The organism is Yoonia sp. (genome assembly GCF_014859355.1).
Classification (GTDB): Bacteria; Pseudomonadota; Alphaproteobacteria; order Rhodobacterales; family Rhodobacteraceae; genus Yoonia.
In genome coordinates this window covers 16431-35233 of the sequence record NZ_JACUUJ010000008.1, presented here as the reverse complement: position 1 = coordinate 35233, position 18803 = coordinate 16431, and the positions used below count along the sequence as shown (strand labels likewise).

The 18803-nt window shown below is 58.3% G+C and carries 21 protein-coding genes; 14 read left to right on the top strand and 7 right to left on the bottom strand.

Features of this window, described 5'->3' with window-relative positions:
* Positions 1-25: 25 nt before the first annotated feature.
* Complete coding sequence (locus IBX59_RS04835; protein WP_296372984.1) at positions 26-1186, bottom strand: MFS transporter; 1161 nt, start codon at positions 1184-1186, stop codon at positions 26-28.
* Between the two features lie 186 nt (positions 1187-1372).
* Between IBX59_RS04835 and IBX59_RS04830 the strand changes: the two genes are divergently transcribed.
* From IBX59_RS04830 to IBX59_RS04820, 3 genes are all read left to right on the top strand, one after another.
* Positions 1373-1993 carry a 50S ribosomal protein L25/general stress protein Ctc gene (locus tag IBX59_RS04830; RefSeq protein WP_296372982.1) on the top strand — a complete coding sequence of 207 codons (621 nt, stop codon included), beginning with the start codon at positions 1373-1375 and terminating at the stop codon, positions 1991-1993.
* Between the two features lie 150 nt (positions 1994-2143).
* Entirely contained in the window at positions 2144-2818 is a 675-nt protein-coding gene (pth, locus tag IBX59_RS04825; protein ID WP_296372980.1) for an aminoacyl-tRNA hydrolase, read from the top strand.
* 84 nt (positions 2819-2902) lie between these two features.
* Positions 2903-3283 carry a DUF2237 domain-containing protein gene (locus IBX59_RS04820; RefSeq protein ID WP_296372978.1) on the top strand — a complete coding sequence of 127 codons (381 nt, stop codon included), beginning with the start codon at positions 2903-2905 and terminating at the stop codon, positions 3281-3283.
* Between the two features lie 114 nt (positions 3284-3397).
* On the opposite strand, the gene trpB is transcribed toward IBX59_RS04820, so the two are convergent.
* The 4 genes from trpB to ihfB form a co-directional block, all read right to left on the bottom strand.
* Positions 3398-4624 carry a tryptophan synthase subunit beta gene (gene trpB / locus IBX59_RS04815; protein ID WP_296372976.1) on the bottom strand — a complete coding sequence of 409 codons (1227 nt, stop codon included), beginning with the start codon at positions 4622-4624 and terminating at the stop codon, positions 3398-3400.
* Positions 4625-4706: 82 nt separating this feature from the next.
* A complete protein-coding gene (locus IBX59_RS04810; protein WP_296372974.1) occupies positions 4707-5357 on the bottom strand; it encodes a phosphoribosylanthranilate isomerase in 651 nt (216 codons plus the stop codon).
* On the bottom strand, positions 5357-5710 hold the full coding sequence (locus IBX59_RS04805; RefSeq protein ID WP_296372972.1) for a LapA family protein: 354 nt from the start codon (positions 5708-5710) through the stop codon (positions 5357-5359). Before IBX59_RS04805 ends, IBX59_RS04810 begins: the two co-directional genes overlap by 1 nt.
* 9 nt (positions 5711-5719) lie before the next feature.
* A complete protein-coding gene (ihfB, locus tag IBX59_RS04800; protein ID WP_296372970.1) occupies positions 5720-6001 on the bottom strand; it encodes an integration host factor subunit beta in 282 nt (93 codons plus the stop codon).
* 309 nt (positions 6002-6310) lie between these two features.
* Here ihfB and IBX59_RS04795 point away from each other — a divergent pair, with 309 nt between their 5' ends.
* A complete protein-coding gene (locus tag IBX59_RS04795; RefSeq protein WP_296372969.1) occupies positions 6311-7015 on the top strand; it encodes an acylneuraminate cytidylyltransferase family protein in 705 nt (234 codons plus the stop codon).
* Here the strand turns inward: IBX59_RS04795 and IBX59_RS04790 are convergent.
* On the bottom strand, positions 7012-7719 hold the full coding sequence (locus tag IBX59_RS04790; protein WP_296372968.1) for a tyrosine-protein phosphatase: 708 nt from the start codon (positions 7717-7719) through the stop codon (positions 7012-7014). The two genes, IBX59_RS04795 and IBX59_RS04790, sit on opposite strands and share 4 nt — an antisense overlap.
* 129 nt (positions 7720-7848) lie before the next feature.
* On the opposite strand from IBX59_RS04790, the gene IBX59_RS04785 reads away from it, so the two are divergent.
* The 7 genes from IBX59_RS04785 to IBX59_RS04755 all read left to right on the top strand — a co-directional run bounded on the left by IBX59_RS04785 (position 7849) and on the right by IBX59_RS04755 (position 15316).
* On the top strand, positions 7849-8880 hold the full coding sequence (locus tag IBX59_RS04785; RefSeq protein WP_296372965.1) for an N-acetylneuraminate synthase family protein: 1032 nt from the start codon (positions 7849-7851) through the stop codon (positions 8878-8880).
* Positions 8873-9658, top strand: coding sequence for a glycosyltransferase family 25 protein (locus IBX59_RS04780; protein WP_296372963.1), 786 nt, complete (start codon positions 8873-8875; stop codon positions 9656-9658). The genes IBX59_RS04785 and IBX59_RS04780 overlap by 8 nt, the downstream gene beginning before the upstream one ends.
* Before the next feature lie 103 nt (positions 9659-9761).
* Positions 9762-10907 carry a rhamnan synthesis F family protein gene (locus tag IBX59_RS04775; protein WP_296372961.1) on the top strand — a complete coding sequence of 382 codons (1146 nt, stop codon included), beginning with the start codon at positions 9762-9764 and terminating at the stop codon, positions 10905-10907.
* A 45-nt stretch (positions 10908-10952) separates the two neighbouring features.
* Entirely contained in the window at positions 10953-11666 is a 714-nt protein-coding gene (locus tag IBX59_RS04770; protein ID WP_296372958.1) for an FkbM family methyltransferase, read from the top strand.
* 3 nt (positions 11667-11669) lie between these two features.
* Positions 11670-12794: a UDP-N-acetylglucosamine 2-epimerase gene (neuC, locus tag IBX59_RS04765; protein ID WP_296372956.1), complete on the top strand. Its 1125-nt coding sequence runs from the start codon at positions 11670-11672 to the stop codon at positions 12792-12794.
* Complete coding sequence (locus IBX59_RS04760; protein WP_296372953.1) at positions 12778-14031, top strand: glycosyltransferase N-terminal domain-containing protein; 1254 nt, start codon at positions 12778-12780, stop codon at positions 14029-14031. Before neuC ends, IBX59_RS04760 begins: the two co-directional genes overlap by 17 nt.
* A 1-nt stretch (position 14032) precedes the next feature.
* Positions 14033-15316: a glycosyltransferase N-terminal domain-containing protein gene (locus IBX59_RS04755; protein WP_296372951.1), complete on the top strand. Its 1284-nt coding sequence runs from the start codon at positions 14033-14035 to the stop codon at positions 15314-15316.
* Here IBX59_RS04755 and IBX59_RS04750 read toward each other — a convergent pair.
* Positions 15313-16470 carry an acetoin utilization protein AcuC gene (locus IBX59_RS04750; RefSeq protein WP_296372949.1) on the bottom strand — a complete coding sequence of 386 codons (1158 nt, stop codon included), beginning with the start codon at positions 16468-16470 and terminating at the stop codon, positions 15313-15315. The two genes, IBX59_RS04755 and IBX59_RS04750, sit on opposite strands and share 4 nt — an antisense overlap.
* 34 nt (positions 16471-16504) lie before the next feature.
* Between IBX59_RS04750 and IBX59_RS04745 the strand changes: the two genes are divergently transcribed.
* The 3 genes from IBX59_RS04745 (at position 16505) to IBX59_RS04735 (ending at position 18785) form a co-directional block, all read left to right on the top strand.
* A complete protein-coding gene (locus tag IBX59_RS04745) occupies positions 16505-17014 on the top strand; it encodes an NUDIX hydrolase (RefSeq protein WP_296372946.1) in 510 nt (169 codons plus the stop codon).
* 26 nt (positions 17015-17040) lie between these two features.
* Positions 17041-17445, top strand: coding sequence for a DUF1178 family protein (locus tag IBX59_RS04740; RefSeq protein WP_296372944.1), 405 nt, complete (start codon positions 17041-17043; stop codon positions 17443-17445).
* A 101-nt stretch (positions 17446-17546) separates the two neighbouring features.
* Positions 17547-18785 (top strand): aspartate kinase, encoded by a 1239-nt coding sequence (locus IBX59_RS04735; protein ID WP_296372943.1) that lies wholly within the window; start codon positions 17547-17549, stop codon positions 18783-18785.
* The last annotated feature ends 18 nt before the right edge of the window (positions 18786-18803 follow it).

The following is an 18803-nucleotide window of genomic DNA, read 5'->3' as shown; positions in this document are numbered from 1 at the left end:
TGCTGCCCTTTTGCATTGCGGTAATTTAGATCGCAGCGGTCTTTGCGCCGTTGTGCGGCTGCCGCCGCACCAGCACCGCCAGCGGAATCAGCACAATCAGGATCAGCGCCACGCCAGCAAAGGCCACGCGCAGCCCCATGATCTGCGACACCAGCCCCATCAGCACAGGCGCCAAGAAGAACCCCGAAAACCCCATGACAGCGGTCCGGCTGATCGCCTCGGTCCGCAGGTGCGGCACTACCAGCTTTCCTACCAGCGCCAGCCCCATCGGGCCGATCACGGAAATGCCCAGCCCAAGAATGGCAAAGCCCAGATAGGCCACCGACGGTGTCGGTGCCACCGCCACAATGGTGGCCCCCAGCGCCGAGACAAGCGACGCGATAATGACCACGCGCGCCTCGTCCATGCGGGACACGATCACCTGACCGGAAAACCGCCCCACCGCCATGGTAAAGCCCAACATCGCAGGCCCCATCGCACCTTCGACCGCACCACCGCCAAGGGTGCGTTCCACATGCAGGGCCGACCATGCCTCGACCGTGGCTTCGGACATGAAGGCGATCAGCACGATGGACCCACACAGCAGGATCGGCCAGACCGGATAGCGCCCGGTATACCCATCCTCTGCCGCGACAACGGTGACATCCATCCGCATGAACGGCACCAGCAAAAGACAGACCAGACCGAAACCGGCAAAAACCAGCGCAGGCGCGATACCGGCCTCGCGGGTGGCGCCGACAGTCAGGGCCGCAACCGCATAGGCCACGGAAAACATCGCATGATTGGCATTCATCAAGGGCTGGTTGTGCTGCGCTTCCAATTCGCTGACGCGGGCGTTCATCACCACATCAAGCAGGCCAGAGGCCAGACCAACAAATGCCATCGACACAGCAAAGGCCAAGGGCAGCGAAATATGCGCCGGAAACATCCATGCAAACGCCAGCAGCACGACGCCAACCTGCATCCCGCGCCCCTGCAACAACCGATCCGCGCGCGGGGCCAACCACATAGCTGACACCAGACCAAACGCCGACCCCAGCAACACGGTGCCAAACAACGCATCCGACGCGCCAAGCTGAGCCTTGATCACCGGCACATGGGCCGCAAAGCACCCCCAAAACAGGCCAATCACAACAAAGGCAGCCGCAGGACGACGGGACAGGATCAGGGCATGAATAATAGACATGGCAACCCGACTGACAGCGAAATCAGACCACTGCAAGTCACAACTGGTTTCAAGCTGCTGATTGGACCGAAAAATGCGCAACACGTGCCAGACCCTCTTTCCAAATGCGCAAAACCCCCCTATAGGCACGGCTTCACCGGGCGCGAACACCCTTGGAGGCGTGCCCCTACATGAAGGAATACGACTATGGCTGATAAGATCCCTGATCTGGTCGCCACGGTACGGACGGGGACAGGCAAGGGGGCCGCCCGTCAAGCTCGCCGTAACGGCGACGTACCTGGCGTGGTTTATGGCGGTGGGGTTGACCCTCTCGCGATTACCATCCCTTTCAACTACTTGCTGACCACACTGCGTAAGGGCCGCTTTATGTCAACGCTGTTCAACCTAAAGGTTGAAGGCCAGGACGATGTGCGCGTGATTTGCCGTGGCGTGCAGCGTGACGTGGTGAAAGACTTGCCAACGCATATCGACCTGATGCGCCTGAAGCGGACCAGCCGTGTCAAGCTGTTCATCCCCGTGCAATTCGACAATACCGATACCTGCCCCGGCATCAAAAAAGGTGGCGTGCTGACGGTTGTGCGTAACGAAGTCGAACTTGAAGTGCTGGCGGGTGAAATCCCTGATCACATCACTGTCGATCTGGCAGGCCATCAAATGGGCGACGTCATTCACATCAGTGACGTGACTTTGCCAGAAGGCGCAAAATCGGTCATCGACCGTGATTTCGTCATCGCCAACATTTCTGCACCGCGCGCAGTTCTGGCTGGCGACGGCGACGAAGAGACGGAAGAAGACGAAGAAGCATAATCAACCGCTGACGGCGCTGAACATACAGCGGCAGGCGGCACGATCAGGGCATCCCACGCGGGGTGCCCTTTTTTTGGCAAAACAGGATTGCACAGTGTCAACTGCAACTGCCCACTGGCACCGCGCAGCCGCATCCGCTAGTTTGATCGCATGAAACTGATCGTAGGCCTTGGGAATCCCGGCGCAAAATATGCGCAGAACCGACACAACATCGGCTTTATGGCCGTTGACCAGATCGCGGCAGACCACGGGTTTAGCCCGTGGCGGGCCAAGTTTCAGGGGCAAATCGCCGAAGGCAAATTCGGCTCTGACAAGGTGTTTCTGTTGAAGCCTGAGACCTTCATGAACTTGTCCGGGCAAGCTGTTGGCGACGCGATGCGCTATCTCAAACTGGCGCCTGCGGATGTGATCGTTTTTCACGATGAAATTGATCTGGCCCCTGGCAAGGTGCGCCTGAAATCTGGCGGTGGCCATGCGGGCCATAATGGTTTGCGGTCCATCCATGGGCATATCGGGCCAGATTATGACAGGGTGCGGCTGGGTGTTGGCCACCCCGGTCACAAGGATGCGGTGGCGGGATATGTCTTGCGTGATTTTGCCAAGGCGGATCAGGATTGGCTGGACGATGAAATGCGCGGCATCAGCGACGGGATCGCGCATATGGTCGCAGGCGACGGGCCAAAGTTCCTCAATGCCATCGCACTGCGGGTCGCGCCGCCAAGGTCATCTACAACAGCGGCAAAACCGGCACCCCCAACGACCTTGCCGCAACCGCCTGAAGATAACCGCAACCCGATGCAAAAGCTAATCGACCGATTTCGATAACAAGGAAAAAAGGCGTGTCAATAACAGGCGTCAGCGCTAGTTTAACTTTGATCGACGTTGCCGCAACGCAGAAAGACTGAAACAATGGAAAAAGACCCGTCCTTCAACGTCCTTGGCAGCACCTTGGCAACCTGTTCCACGGCCCCCATGACCGGATTTTTCCGCAACGGTGCCTGTGACACCTGTGCCGCCGACACCGGCAGCCACACGGTCTGCGCGGTGATGACGGATGAATTTCTGGCGTTTTCCAAATACGTTGGCAATGACCTGAGCACGCCGCGCCCCGAATTCGGCTTTCCGGGGTTGAAGGCAGGTGACGGCTGGTGCCTTTGCGCCGGGCGTTTCCTGCAAGCGCATGAAGAAGGCTGCGCGCCCAAGGTGAACTTGCATGCCACCCATGTGCGTGCGCTTGATGTTGTGTCTATTGATGTGCTGCGCGAAAACGCCCTGCCGCTGGATGGCTGACACTGCCCCCCCCCGCAAGATCAGACACACGCGCAGAACATCAGCAACGCAAAGGATCCGCAAACATGCGGGCCTTTGTCTTGGTTAGGAAAACCCAAGGGGTTTGCCCATTCTTCAGATTGTCATGTCAAAGCCAAGGTGCTTGGCGACGGTAAAGATATCCTTGTCCCCGCGGCCACACATATTCATCACCAACAGGTGGTCGCTGGGCAATTCTGGCGCAATTTTCATCACATGTGCCAGCGCGTGTGACGGTTCCAAAGCAGGAATAATCCCTTCCAGTGCACAGCACAGCTGAAACGCCTCCAGCGCCTCCACATCGGTGATGGCAACATATTGCGCGCGCCCGATGTCATGCAGCCACGCGTGTTCCGGCCCGATCCCGGGGTAATCAAGCCCTGCCGAGATGGAAAACCCTTCCAGAATTTGGCCGTCGTCATCCTGCAACAGATAGGTGCGGTTGCCGTGCAGCACGCCGGGCCGCCCGCCGGTCAGCGACGCGCAATGTTCCATCTTGGCATTCACGCCCTTGCCGCCCGCCTCTACCCCGATGATGTTGACGTCTTTGTCGTCAAGGAACGGATAAAACAGCCCCATCGCATTCGACCCGCCGCCGATTGCGGCGATCAGCGTATCGGGCAGACGGCCTTCGGCCTCTTGCATCTGGGTCTTGGTTTCCTGCCCGATGATCGCCTGAAAATCCCGCACCATGGCAGGATAGGGGTGCGGACCGGCCACCGTGCCGATGCAATAAAAAGTATCGCGCACGTTCGTCACCCAATCGCGCAGCGCGTCGTTCATCGCGTCCTTCAGCGTGCCGCGACCGGATGTCACCGGCACCACCTCTGCGCCCAGCAGTTTCATGCGGAACACGTTGGGGGCTTGGCGTTCCACGTCATGCGCGCCCATATAAACCACGCATTTCAGCCCGAATTTGGCACAGACCGTCGCCGTCGCCACCCCATGCTGGCCTGCACCGGTTTCGGCAATGATCCGGGTTTTGCCCATGCGGCGGGCCAGAATGATCTGACCCAGCACATTGTTGATCTTGTGCGCGCCGGTGTGGTTCAGTTCGTCACGCTTCATGTAAATCTTGGCACCGCCCAGATGTTCCGTCAGACGCTCTGCATGATACAGCGGGCTGGGGCGGCCAACGTAATGTGTCCACAGGTGATGCATTTCCGCCCAGAATGTTTCATCCGTCTTGGCGTGTTCGTATTGCTCTTCCAGCTCAAGGATCAGCGGCATCAGGGTTTCGGACACGAACCGCCCACCAAAATTGCCAAACCGTCCCTTTTCATCGGGGCCTGTCATGAAGCTGTTGAAAAGATCGTTGGCCATGGGACACCTCTTGTTTTTCGGCTACCAGCATTATCGCCCTGCGGCCCGATGGTAAAGCGACCAAAGCCGCGAATGGCTGCGGTTATTTGGCCGCAAGCGCCGCCTTGCAGAAGGCCGCGATCCGATCGGTATCTTTGACCCCCGGCGCGCTTTCCACGCCCGATGAAACATCGACCTGCCGTGCCCCTGTCAGACGAATGGCTTCGGCCACGTTGTCCGCCGTCAGCCCGCCCGCCAACATCCACGGCACAGGCCAGCGCCGGCCCGCGATCAGCCGCCAGTCAAAGGATAAGCCGTTTCCGCCAGGCAAATCAGCGTTGCGGGGCGGTTTGGCATCGATCAACAACTGATCGGCGACTTTGGCGTAACTGTCGATCGCGGTCAGATCGGCGGCATCAGCCACGCCCACCGCCTTCATCACAGGCAAACCATACCGCGCCCGGATATTCGTGACCCGATCAGGTGTTTCCTTGCCGTGCAACTGCAGCATATCCAACGGGACAACATCCATGATCGCATCAAGCTGCGCATCGTCCGCATCCACGACCAGCGCGACCTTGGCGATACCCGGCGGCACCATTTGGGCCACTTTTGCAGCTTTCGCAAGGGACACATGGCGCGGGGATTTTGGGAAAAATACCAGCCCGACATAGGATGCGCCCGCATCCACCGCCGCCTGCATCAGGGCAACGTCCCGCAGGCCACAAATCTTTACCCGCACATCAGCTGGCATCAGCTGGCTTTGTCCAGCAGCGCCAGAACATCGTCACCCTTGGTTTTTGCGGCTGCACCGCGCAATTGCGCAACCTCTTGACGCAGCGCGGCAAGTTCGCGGGCCTGCGCGCGCGCCTCTGCTCGCTGGCGGTGTTCGCGCAGCCATTCCCACACAAATCCGATCAACAGCCCCGCACCTACCCCCAGCATGATCACAACAAACAGAGGCAGTGCAATATCCGGCGACACGCCAAACAATTCAGCAAGTGACGACGGCAGCGCCCGCACCGTGACAACGCCACGGTTCGCCAAACCAACCAATATCAGGCACAGACCGACGATTGCCCAGAATGCGTAACGGATAGTTTTCATCTTTGGTCCTTAGTTGTCATTCAACCGATCGCGCAACAGCTTGCCGGTCTTGAAGAACGGGACATGTTTTTCTTCAACATGCACAGCCTCGCCCGTGCGCGGGTTGCGCCCAACACGTTCGTCACGTTTCTTGACCGAAAAAGCCCCAAACCCGCGCAGTTCAACCCGATCGCCCCGCGCCATGGCACCGGTGATTTCATCAAAAATCGTGTTCACAATCCTCTCAACGTCGCGTTGATAAAGGTGCGGGTTTTCGTCAGCAAGCTTCTGGATAAGTTCTGAACGGATCATCGCGGTGGCCTCCCCTTAGACACAGCATTTCAACGAATGGGTTTAATCCCGCTTTTTCAAAACACTATAGGCGCAATCTTGGCATGACGGAATAGCATTGGGTCATCGTTTCCACCCAAAAACCGCCGACTGGCACGATATCTTTGGCGGTTTGATCCCCCAAAGGGCATCAACCAACCCCTAAACTGCAGCCAGCCCATCACTGCGTCTTTGCGATTCGCAACACTTGCAAACCCGCCCATTGGTTCAGAACCATTGACGCTGTGGCAGGTTGCAGTCAATTGTCCCTGCAACCGAAGGGGACAGAAGATGATCATTGGGCATATCGGCGCACGCGCGGGCAGCAAAGGCGTGCCAAACAAGAATTTCCGCATGTTGCACGGCAAGCATCTGATCGACTGGTCACTGGACCAGCTATTTGCCAACGACCGTGTGGATCATGTGGTCGTGTCTACCGATTCCCCAGACATCCACGCCCATGCGGTGAAGCGCGGTTGTATTGATATCGGGCTGCGGCCCGCACATCTGGCCACGGATACGGCAGCCAAATGGAACGTCTGGCAGCATGCGCTGGCAGAAACCGAAAAACAGACCGGCCCGGCGGATGCGTTTCTGGACCTTGACTGCACATCGCCCCTGCGCCTGCCGCAGGACATCGACGCAGGGCTGGACCTGTTTGAACAGGCAAAACCCGATATGGTCATGTCCTGCTGCGAAAGCCGCAAGAATCCCTATTTCAACATGTTGGAAACCGACGAGACCGGCGCGCTGCATGTGTCCAAACCCTTGCCGCACGGCGTCGTCGCCCGCCAGCAGGCCCCGATGGTCTATGACCATGTCGGGCTGGTCTATGTGGTGCGCCCCGATTACCTGCGCCGCGCAGCAAGCCTTTTTGAAGGGCGCGTGATCCCTTTGATTGTGCCGAACGAACGCGGGCTGGACGTGGACAGCCCCTTTGACTGGGACGTGATTGAATTTCTGCTGGGGCGCCAGATTGAACAGGGCCTGCGCTAACGCCAGCCCTGCCATGGTTTCAGTGCGGCCTGTTTTGCGGCAAAGCTGGCGGTCAGCGCAGCCGGGTCGTATTCGGTGCGAATCCAGTCATCCAGCGTAATGGGCGACTGCGCCGCGCGGATGCCGTAAACATCCAGAAAATGATCCAGAATGCCGGTCGCCGTCCGGCGAATATGGATATAACGAAAGCTCAGTTGCTTGCGCACCGCCTCCAGCGGCTGACCTTCCTGCACCATCAGGTAGATCGCGGCGGCCAGCCCCGTGCGGTCAGCACCCGATTTGCAATGCATCAGAAACGGGCGGTCCATTGTCGCAAACGCATCCAGGAGCGCCGTCAGCGTGGCCACGTCAGGCGCGCGGCGGGCCCCCATTGGCAGATTGACAAGCGTCAGACCAAGGCGCGCGCAACTTTCAACCTCGAACAGATAATGCGGCTGCTGCGCCGGGCCGCGCAGATTCAACACCGTCTTAATGCCCTGTTCGGCATAGGCGGCAAATCTTTTGTGGTCGGGCTGGTTTGACCGGAACACCCCCGGCGCGATCTGGTCAAAGTTATGCCAGTAGACACGTAAAATCCCATGATCCAGCCAGCGCATATGCTGCACCGACCGTTTGCGTTCTACCGGGTCGGTGATGTCGTGACCAAAGGAATTGCGCAATTCACGCTCTTTGCGGTCCAGCGCTTCTAGCAGTTTGCGGATCATCGGGCCTCTGGTCTTTTGTTCAGCATCCCACTTGGACCATGATGACCATCATTGCAATGGTGCGGGGCGATTGCCCAGCCTGAACAAAGGCCGTAAACAGACCCCGAAACGCCACCAAGGAGACAGCGCATGGATATCGCAGGCCGCAAGATAGGGCCACAGCACCCGCCCCTTGTCATTGCTGAAATCGGGATCAACCATGGTGGCGATCTGGCCGTGGCCAAGGAAATGGTGCGCCTTGCCGCAGGATCGGGCTGCGAGATGATCAAACACCAGACCCACATCATCGAAGACGAGATGACAGAGGAAGCCAAACAGATCTTTCCGCCCAACGCCGATGTGTCGATCTGGGATGTGATGGCCGCCTGCGCCCTGTCGCCAGAGGCCGAGGCAGAGCTGAAACGCTATACTGAATCACTGGGCATGATCTGGATTTCGACGCCGTTTTCCCGCGCGGCGGCGGATTTCCTGCATGAACTGGACGTGCCCGCCTTCAAGATCGGGTCGGGCGAGGCGGATAACCTGCCCCTGATCCGGCACATCGCGCGGATGGGCAAGCCGGTGATCATGTCAACAGGAATGCAGACCATCGACACAATCCGCGCATCGGTGCAGATCCTTGATGATGCGGGCGTGGATTATGCCTTGCTGGAATGCACCAACCTGTATCCGTCACCGCCCGAAATCGTGTCACTGCAAGGGGTGACCGACCTGAAAAACGCCTTTCCCAATGCCGTTGTGGGGTTTTCCGACCATTCCATCGGGCCGGAAATGGCGCTGGCGTCGGTCGCATTGGGCGCGTGCATTCTGGAACGGCACTATACCGACACGCGCTATCGCCGCGGGCCGGATATCATCAATTCGATGGACCCGTCCGAACTGCGCCACATCATCGACCGGTCACGCGAAATCCACACAGCACTGCACAACCCAAAACAACGCACATCGGCCGAGGAAGACGTCTATCGCTTTGCCCGCGCATCCGTGGTGGCCGACCGTGACCTTGCCAAGGGCCATGTCATCACCGAATCCGACATCTGGGCCCGCCGCCCCGGTTCGGGCGAGATTGCAGGCTATGACTTTGACAAGGTGCTGGGTAAAACGCTGAACCGCGCCGTGACGCGGAATACACAGTTGAAATGGGGGGATCTGGATGGCTAAGGCGCTGACCCGCGCCGATCTGGGTGTCTGGCTGATCAACCTTGATCGCGACAAGGACAGGCTGGCAGGCATGACCGCGCAGCTAGACGCGATGGGCCTGCCCTACACGCGGTTTCCGGCGATTTACGGCAAGGACCACGCAGCAGAACTGTCAAAACGCGTCGATGCCGCCGCCTATGCGCGCAACATGGGACGAGCGATTCTACCTGGCGATATGGGTTGCTATGTCAGCCATCTCACTGTTTGGGAAACTTTCGTCGCCTCGGCCCACAAGGTGGCGCTGATCCTTGAGGATGACGTGGTGTTCCACGACGATTTTCTGGAAAGCCTTGATATCGCTCTGGCCGGGGCCGCGCATTGGGACATGCTGCGGTTCAACTGCATACGGTCCAAACTGCCGATCAAACAAGGCAAACTTGCGAACTACTCGATAAACGCATACGTCGGTCCCTCAACCGGAACGGCGACTTACTTGCTAAGTAAATCTGTTTGCCAGCGACTTCTGCCCAACCTCTGGCCGCAGACCCGTGCGTTTGATCATGAATTAAACAGATTTTTCCACCATGATTTCCGGCAATTGGGGCTAGAGCCGTTTTCATCCCATGTGGACGACGGTGGCGTCAGTGCGATCACCGGCACCGGCTTTGCCGATGTCCATAAATTCAAATGGTATCGGCGGCTGCCGCACTATCGGCTAAAGGCCGCGAATTATGTCCGCCGCGCATGGTGGCTGGCCCGCAAGGGGCGGCTGTGGCCGCGGGATGGGCAGATGGAGTGACTGTTCCCACGGGCCTTTCAACTTGCTGCATCTGCCATAACATGCTTCACACCCCCAAGTCGCATACAGACCCTTTTGTTGATCGCTATAATCTGGACTGCCCATGACAATACCACTTTGGAAACTGAATCGCGAACTGCGCCGCATCGGCAATCAAATTCTTGGCGCGCCCTACCTTGTCTTTGATATTTACGAACGCCTGATGGAGCCATTCTGGAGATATAAACATCGAAAAGAGTTCAACGCGCGTGTATCGGTCGATGATGGACAGGTCGCGGAAACACAGCGCATTGTAATCTTTTTGATCTATCAACCCGAGGGCGTCGCACAAAGCACGATTTCCCTGTGTGAAAACATGATCGCACTGGGTTTTTCGCCCTTTATTGTATCCAACGCCCCCTTGTCACCCACCGACCGTGACAGGATTGACGCTGTGGCGTGGAAGGTGATGGAGCGGCCCAATTTCGGATATGACTTTGGGGGATATCAGGATGCGCTGTTTGTCTTGCGCGACCTGAAGGAAACGCTGGAATACCTGATCATCATGAATGACAGCGTCTGGCTGGAATTCACACCGGACCTTTGGGAAAGATTGGTGGCAGAGGACAAGGATGTTGTCGGGTTGGTGCAGGAGAGCAAACTGATAGAAGCTCGGGATACCAAAATTGATATAAAACCTCAAAACCTTCAATCATATTTTTTTCTATTCAATAAATCCGTTTGGAACGCCTCCTACTTTTGGAGCTTCTGGAGTGAATACAAAATGACAAGCAGCAAAAGAAGAACAATTAGATTTGGAGAGGTCTCATTCACTAGTCACCTTAATAAAAACAAGGTAAAAACATCCGCATTAATTTCAAAAGGTAAATTTATAGAAAAATTAATCAAGTGTAATTCAGATGAATTGATGTTTATATTAAATTACTCTACGTTTAGAGACAAAAAATTTCGTCAGGAATGCAATGAAGTAATTTCAAATAGAAATAATCACGATAAGTGGCACGAAGAAGCTTTTTCTTTCATTTGCAAGTCTTTGATAAGAGAACCGTTGAACGGCTCTTTCTGGGTTGGTGTGTGCCAAGTTTTCGATGTGACTCTGATCAAAAAACATCATGATCCATTGAACCATGCGATGCGCCAAAAGTATCTCGCCGCCAGCAATGACGGAGCAATTTTTCCCTTGCCTCCAAATATCGCAACCGAACTTGCAACTTCGGTTAAGTTACATAATAATTCCGCAAAATCGTGATTTCTGACGCATCAACAATGCGCGAAAAATATAAAGGATGAATTCATGGGGCTTCGCCGCGCATATAAAAATTACCGTTACCGCAAAATGAACCAACAAGAATTCTTCGGTCTTGATATTCGCTTTTCCGGTCATCAATACTCTCCGGCAATCAGAGAACTAATATATCACGGTCTCTACGAAGCACATGAAATCAAAGGCCTGCAAGCTGTCATCCACCCCACAGACAAGGTGCTGGAACTGGGCACCGGGCTTGGCATCATCACATCACTCTCTGCGCGGCAGGCCAAGAACGGCCATGTGCTCAGCTTTGAAGCCAACCCCGATCTGATCGAGGACGCCCGCAACCTTGTTCGGCTGAATGGCATTTCCAACGTTGAAATCCGCCACGGTGTTCTGGTGAAAGACCCCACCGAGGCCGAACAGACCTTTCATCTGGCAAAATCCTTTGCGGAAAGCTCTCTGCGGCCAATGTCGCACGCGGTGAGCACGATCACTGTGCCAACGCATGATTTGGTAGCGGTTCAGGCCGATTTTCAGCCCGACGTTCTGATTTGTGACATTGAAGGGGCAGAGGCCGATCTGTTACCACAGGTGGACCTTGCCACGATCCGCGCTGCGGTCATAGAATTGCACCCGCATGTTTTGTCGGCGGGCGAGGTCGCTGGAATTTACGATCATTTTATCGCCAACCAGCTTTATCCCAAGATAGAGCATTGCGGCGGCACCGTGGTGGTGTTTGAACGACTGGAACCCTAGACGATGCCCCACGCCATCCTTTTCGTCACCGGCACCCGCGCGGATTTTGGTAAGCTGGAGCCGCTTGCCATTGCGGCCCGTGATGCGGGGTTTGATGTGGCGTTCTTTGTCACCGGCATGCATATGCTGGACCGCTATGGCCTGACCAAGCTGGAGGTGCAGCGCACCAAGGGTGTGGGGGTGCATGAATTCCTCAACCAGCGGCCGGGCGACCCGCAAGATATGATCCTGGCGAAAACGGTGATCGGGTTTTCCGATTTTATCCACGAACACGCCCCAGATCTTGTCGTGATCCATGGTGACCGGGTCGAGGCGCTGGCCTGCGCGCTGGTCTGCGCCACCAATTACATCCGCTGCGCCCATGTCGAGGGCGGCGAGGTGTCAGGCACCATTGACGAAATTTACCGCCATTGTAACAGCAAGCTGGCCAGCCATCATTTCGTATCATCGGATGATGCCGCCCGCCGGGTCATGGCGCTGGGCGAGGACGCGGGGCATATCCAAGCCATCGGATCGCCCGAACTGGATTTTCACGCCGGCCCATCCGGTGTGACCATCGCGGATGTGCGCGCGCGCTATGCCATTCCGTTTGATGATTTCGGGATTGCCGTGTTCCACCCTGTCACATCCGAGACCGCAACAATGGCCGCACAGGCGCAGGCGCTGTTCGGCGCGCTGGATTCCAGCGGGCGCAATTTTGTCGTGATCGCCCCCAACAACGACCCCGGATCGGCGGATATTTTCGCCGCTCTTGATACGCTGCCCGCCGGCCGGTTCCGCGTGCTGCCGTCGATGCGCTTTGCGCATTTTTCCGAACTGATGAAAAACGCAAGCTGCATGGTGGGCAATTCATCCGCTGGCGTGCGCGAGGCCCCCTTTATCGGCCTGCCATCGCTGGATATCGGCACGCGGCAGACAAACCGCGCCAAGGCGGGTTCGGTGTTTTTTGCCGATGCAACGGATACCGCCGCCATCGCCGGTTTCCTGACCGACCAATGGGCGCGGCGCTATCCCCGCGACGATGCCTTTGGCGGCGGCAGTGCGGCGGGCCGGTTTGTGGCGGTGCTGCAAGACCCCGCATTCTGGGATGCGCCGTTGCAGAAAACATTTCATGACGCCAAAGCCTGATATGCATCGCGGGCTGGCGCTGCGGGCCTATCTGCTGGCCAGCCATCTGTTCCCGCTGTTTGCCGGACGCGTGCTGCGCCAACGGCTGGACCGCGGCAAGGAACACCCAGACCGCTGGCGTGAAAAGCTGGGGCAAGGGTTTACCCCACGCCCTGATGGCCCGCTGATTTGGCTGCATGCGGTCGGACTGGGCGAGGTGTTATCCCTGCGCGGGCTGATCACACGGATGGCCGACCTGCGGCCCGATCTGGCGTTTCTGGTCACATCCACCACGGTCACATCGGCGCAGGTTTTTGCCCGCAACCTGCCCCCCCGCACGATCCACCAGTTTCTGCCCATCGACGCGCCCGCCTACCGGCGGCGGTTTCTGGACACTTTTCGCCCCGATCTGGGCGTCTGGGTGGAACAGGATATCTGGCCCGGGTTTGTGAGTGACGCCGCCGCGCGCGGCATCCCGCAGGTTGTGATCGCCGCACGCATGAATGCCGCATCGCACGCATCCCATCGCAAGGCGCGGGCCGTTTACCGCGACCTTTACCGCGCGATGGCGCTGGTCACGGCGCAGGATCAGGCGACCGCCGATCACTTGGCACAGCTTGGCGCGCAAAACGTCACCGTGACCGGATCGCTGAAACCAGCCAGCCCGCCGCTGGCTTGTGATGCGGACGAACTGGCGCGGCTGCAAAAGACGCTGGCTGACCGCAGGATCTGGGCGGTGGCCCCTTCGCATCCGGCTGATGAGGCGCTGGCGCTGGCGGCGCATGCGGTGGTGCGCAAGGCCGATCCAACCGCCCTGCTGATCATCGCGCCGCGTTTTCCTGACAGGCGGGATGCAATTGTCGCGGCCCCGATCAAGATGCGGTCAAAAGGTGAAATTCCCGACGCGCATGATCCGGTCTGGCTGTGCGACACCTTTGGCGACTTGGGGCTGATCTACCGGCTGGCCGAGACAGTCTTGATCGGTGGCACCTTTTGCGGCACTCAGGGCCATAACCCGTGGGAGGCCGCAGCACTGGATACCGCGATCTTGCATGGGCCACAGGTGGCGAATTTCACTGCAGATTTTGCCGTGCTGGATGCCGCAGGGGCCGCACGGGGCGTCATGACCGCACAGGATGTTGCAGATGCGGTGCAATCGCCCGGTGCAATGGCGGAAAACGCAAGTCAGATCATCAGCACCGCCGCCGTGCGCACAGACGCACTGGCCAGTGATCTGGTTTCCCTGCTAAGGCGCTAGTATGACTGCTTTTCCAAGCCTGAAACTTCGCCTTGGCCTGATCGCCTATAGCCTTTTTTGGTGGGCTCTACTGCCTGCCGTCCTGATCTATCTGTGGCAGCGCGGTCGGCGCGACCCTGACTATAGCGCACATCTGGCCGAACGCTTTGGCATCTATGGGGCCACACCTAATGGGGCTGTCTGGGTGCATGCGGTATCGCTTGGTGAAATGCGATCGGCCACGCCGCTGATCCGGGCGCTGCTGGACCGGGGCGAAACCGTCATCACCACCCATTTTACCCCCGCTGGCCGCCGCGAGGCCAACCGCGAATTTGCCCCCGAGATTCATGCGGGTCGCCTGCGCGCGCTTTGGGTGCCGTTTGAATACGGCTTTGCCTACCGCCGTTTTTTGCGCGCCTTTACCCCCAAATACGGGCTGGTCATGGAAATCGAGATCTGGCCGCGCATGATCATGGCCTGCCGCGCCCATGGCACGCCGCTGTTCATGTGCAACGCGCAATACCCGCAGAAAAGCTATGAAAAAGACGCGGGCGGATTGCGCGCGGAATTGCTGCGGGGTTTTGCTGGCGGTTTCGTCAAATCCGAAGACCAGCGCACCCGCTTCGCCGCCGCAGGCATGCCCAACCTGCATGTCACCGGCGAATTGCGGTTCGACCAGCCGATCCCGCAGGCGCATCTGGCGGCTGCCGACCTGCTGCGCGGCAGTCTGCGCAAGGGCCGCCCCGCCATCACCCTAACCAGCGTGGTCGAAGGCGAAGACGCGCTATACATCGACATGATCCGCGCCTGTCGGAATACGTTTTTCATCTACGTTCCCCGCGCACCCGAACGGTTTGACGAGGTGGCAGGCATGCTGGCCGATGCCGGCCTGCGCTTTGCCCGCAGGTCGGACATGCTGGATGGCGATCTGCGCCTGACCGGCGATGCCCCAGAAATCGACGTGCTGCTGGGCGACAGCATGGGCGAGATGTATTTTTACCTTGGCCTGTGCGACCGCGCCATCGTGGGGGGCGGATTCGTGACCAAGGGGGCGCATAACATCATCGAACCGCTTGCGCTGAAAAAACCCGTCATCGTCGGCCCGCATATCTGGACGATCGCCTATCCCGCGACCGAGGCGATTGCCGCAGGGGTTTGCACGCACGTCCAGACGGCAAAGGCGTTGCAACAAGTGGTGCAAGAGCCGCCCGCAATCACCGATGCGCAGATCAGCCGGTTTTATGCCGATCACGCCGGCGGTGTCGTGCGCACGCTTGCGGCGATTGACAGGGCGGTTGGCGGTTAGACCCAGACGCGCAGACGTTCCGTCATGGCTGTCACACGCGCGCGCAGATCATCATTGATCGTGCCATGACGGGGGGCATCGCGCAGGGTGCTGGTCCAATGGGGTTGCGGGTAGTGCCGCCGGATCGGGCCATCCCATTGTAACGCGGCTAGGATATCTTGTGCCTGTTGCGGCAGAACATCGGGGATTTCGGCCCCCGCCAGCGTGGCCCAGACCCCGGCCCATGCCCGCCCGACCGACCACGGGTTATACCCGCCCCCACCCAACACCAGATAGCGCGGCGCCATGGTCCGCAGCGCCGCAACAATCGCCCAAAGCGCATTGTTTGACAGGGCAAGGCGCGATTGCGGGTCCTCTGTCACGGCATCGGCACCGCACTGCAGAATTATCGCATCGGGGCGAAAGGCCGCGACCACCGGCAGGATCACATGGTCGCGGATCAGCGCCATGTCATCGTCATGCATCCCAGCAGGCACCGGCAGGTTAAAGACCTGCCCTGCCCCGCAATCGGTCAGCACGCCGGTGCGCGGCCAGCGGTTTTGTTCATGCACCGACACCAGCAGCGTTTCAGGATCATGGGCAAAGGCATGTTCCACCCCGTCAGGGTGATGCGCATCAATATCGACATAGGCGATGCGGGTCGCACCAAAGTGGCGCAATGACTGGATCGCCAGCACCGCGTCGTTTAGATAACAAAATCCGTTGGCGCGGTCGGGCATTCCGTGGTGCGTGCCGCCGCCGGGGCTGTAAATCACACCGCCGCGCGCCAACAACTCGCCCGCCAGCAGCGATGCCCCCGCAGCCGTCGCCGGACGGCGGAACATTTCGGGATAAACCGGGTTGGATGGCGTGCCCAGCGCGTAACGCGCACGGGTTTCATCACTGACAGCCTGTGTCGCCTCTGCCTTTTGCAGTTCGGCAAGATATTCAGGCGTGTGATAGCTGGTCAGAGCGGCCGCTTTGGCGCGTGGGCTGATGATAAACTGCCCAGTCGGCAACCAGCCCAACGCGCGGGTCATATCCATGACGGTGGACACGCGCGGCACCCGCAAGGGGTGCCAGCCGCCATAACTGGAATGGCGATAGACCTCGGACCCGATAAATCGCGGCGGGGGGGTTGTGGGTTGGTCAGAGGCGTGGATAACTGCGGACATACCGGCGGATGTAATCCAAATTCAGATAAGAACCATGGCGAAAACATCTGCAACACAACTCCCCCTGAAATTTCCGACCGGCGGCAAAACCGATGTGCGTGCGCAATTCGCGGCGCTGTGCTGGCGAATCAAGGATGGCAAGCTGCAAATCTGTCTGGTCACCAGCCGGACCCGTGGCCGCTGGATTCTGCCCAAGGGCTGGCCAATGCACAAACAGACCCCCGCAGAAGCCGCCGCCACAGAAGCATTCGAAGAAGCCGGCGTGACCGGCAAGGCCTATGATACCTGCCTTGGCGCCTACAGCTATGTCAAACCTCTGGGTGATAGTGCGACACCGATCATCACGCTGGTTTATCCCGTGCATGTGCAGAAAGTTTACAAGACCTGGCCGGAAATGACCCAGCGGCGGCGCAAGTGGTTCAACCAGCACAAGGCGGCTGAGAAATTGTCGGAACCCGCGCTGCAACGCATCGTCGCGACATTTCAGCCGCATCCCTTCCTGCATGAACCGGCCATTGCAGCTGCGAAAAAACAGCTTATTTAAAGTTGGATAATGTAGCGACAGGCAAAATGATCCGTTTTCACCTTAAATGCGACCAAGATCACGGCTTTGAAAGCTGGTTTCAGTCAAACGAGGCGTTCGAAAAGCTGGTGAAAAACGGCATGGTAACATGCACCGTTTGCGGGTCTGCGCAGGTTATGAAATCCGTCATGGCACCGGCTGTCAGCACATCGCCACATGTCGCGCCACCGCAGCAACTGGATGCCACACTGGCGAAAATACGTGACGCAGTGGAAAAGAATGCAAGCTATGTCGGCGGCAGTTTCGTCAAGCAGGCCCGCGACATGCATGACGGTGTCATCCCCGAACGCCCGATTTATGGCGAAGCGCGGCTCGGCGAGGCGAAAAAACTGGTTGATGAGGGCATTCCCGTCGTGCCCCTGCCGTTTATCCCGCGCAAGAAAACAAACTGACAGGCACGTCAGGCGCATCCTTACTAACTGTTTGCCCTTGCAGGTGACGACGTTTAAAGGAGGTGCGGATTTAACCGCTCCTTTTACCCGGGAAAAACCCTATGCCGACGCTTGTGATGAAATTTGGCGGCACTTCGGTGGCCAACCTTGACCGGATCGCGCGCGCGGCCAAACGTGTGTCGGTTGAGGTCGCCAATGGCTATGATGTGATTGTGATCGTCTCGGCCATGTCCGGCAAAACCAATGAACTGGTCGGCTGGGTTGAAGAAACATCGCCCCTGTATGATGCGCGCGAATATGATGCGATCGTTTCATCGGGCGAAAACGTCACCGCCGGGCTTATGGCGCTGCGGTTGCAGGAAATGGATATCCCCGCGCGCAGCTGGCAGGGCTGGCAGGTGCCGGTGAAAACCACATCGGCCCATTCCAACGCCCGGATCGAAGAAATCCCGACCGATCATATCAACGCCAAGTTCGGCGAAGGCATGCGCGTCGCAGTGGTAGCGGGTTTCCAAGGGATCAGCCCCGAGGGCCGCATCACCACATTGGGGCGCGGTGGATCGGATACCACGGCTGTTGCCTTTGCCGCCGCTTTCGGCGCGGAACGCTGCGATATCTACACGGATGTGAACGGGGTCTATACAACCGACCCGCGGATCACATCCAAGGCGCGCAAGCTGGATCGCATCGCGTTCGAGGAAATGCTCGAACTGGCCTCGCTCGGGGCCAAGGTGTTGCAAACCCGTTCGGTCGAACTGGCCATGCGCTACAAGGTGCGCCTGCGCGTGCTGTCGTCATTCGAGGAACCATCGGACACAGCAGGAACGCTGGTCTGCGATGAGGAGGAAATCATGGAATCCAATGTTGTGGCCGGTGTCGCCTATTCCCGCGACGAGGCAAAGATGACCCTGATCTCGGTCGCTGATCGCCCCGGCATTGCCGCCGCGATTTTCGGGCCATTGTCGGATGCGGGCGTGAACGTTGACATGATCGTGCAGAACATCTCCGAGGAAGGCCGCACCGACATGACATTTTCCTGCCCGGTCGATCAGGTGCTGCGTGCCGAACGCGCGATGCAGGACGCCAAGGTCAAGGGTGACATCAACTTTCACGATCTGGTAGCCGACGAAGGTGTCGCCAAAGTCAGCGTCGTGGGCATCGGGATGCGCAGCCATACCGGCGTTGCCGCCAAGATGTTCAAAGTACTGTCCGCCGAAGGGATCAACATCAAGGTCATCACAACCTCTGAGATAAAGATTTCCGTGTTGATAGATAGAAAATACGTGGAACTTGCCGTGCAAGCCCTGCATGATGCATTCGAACTGGAAAAAGCGGGCTGATCTTTGCCGGATCGGCGT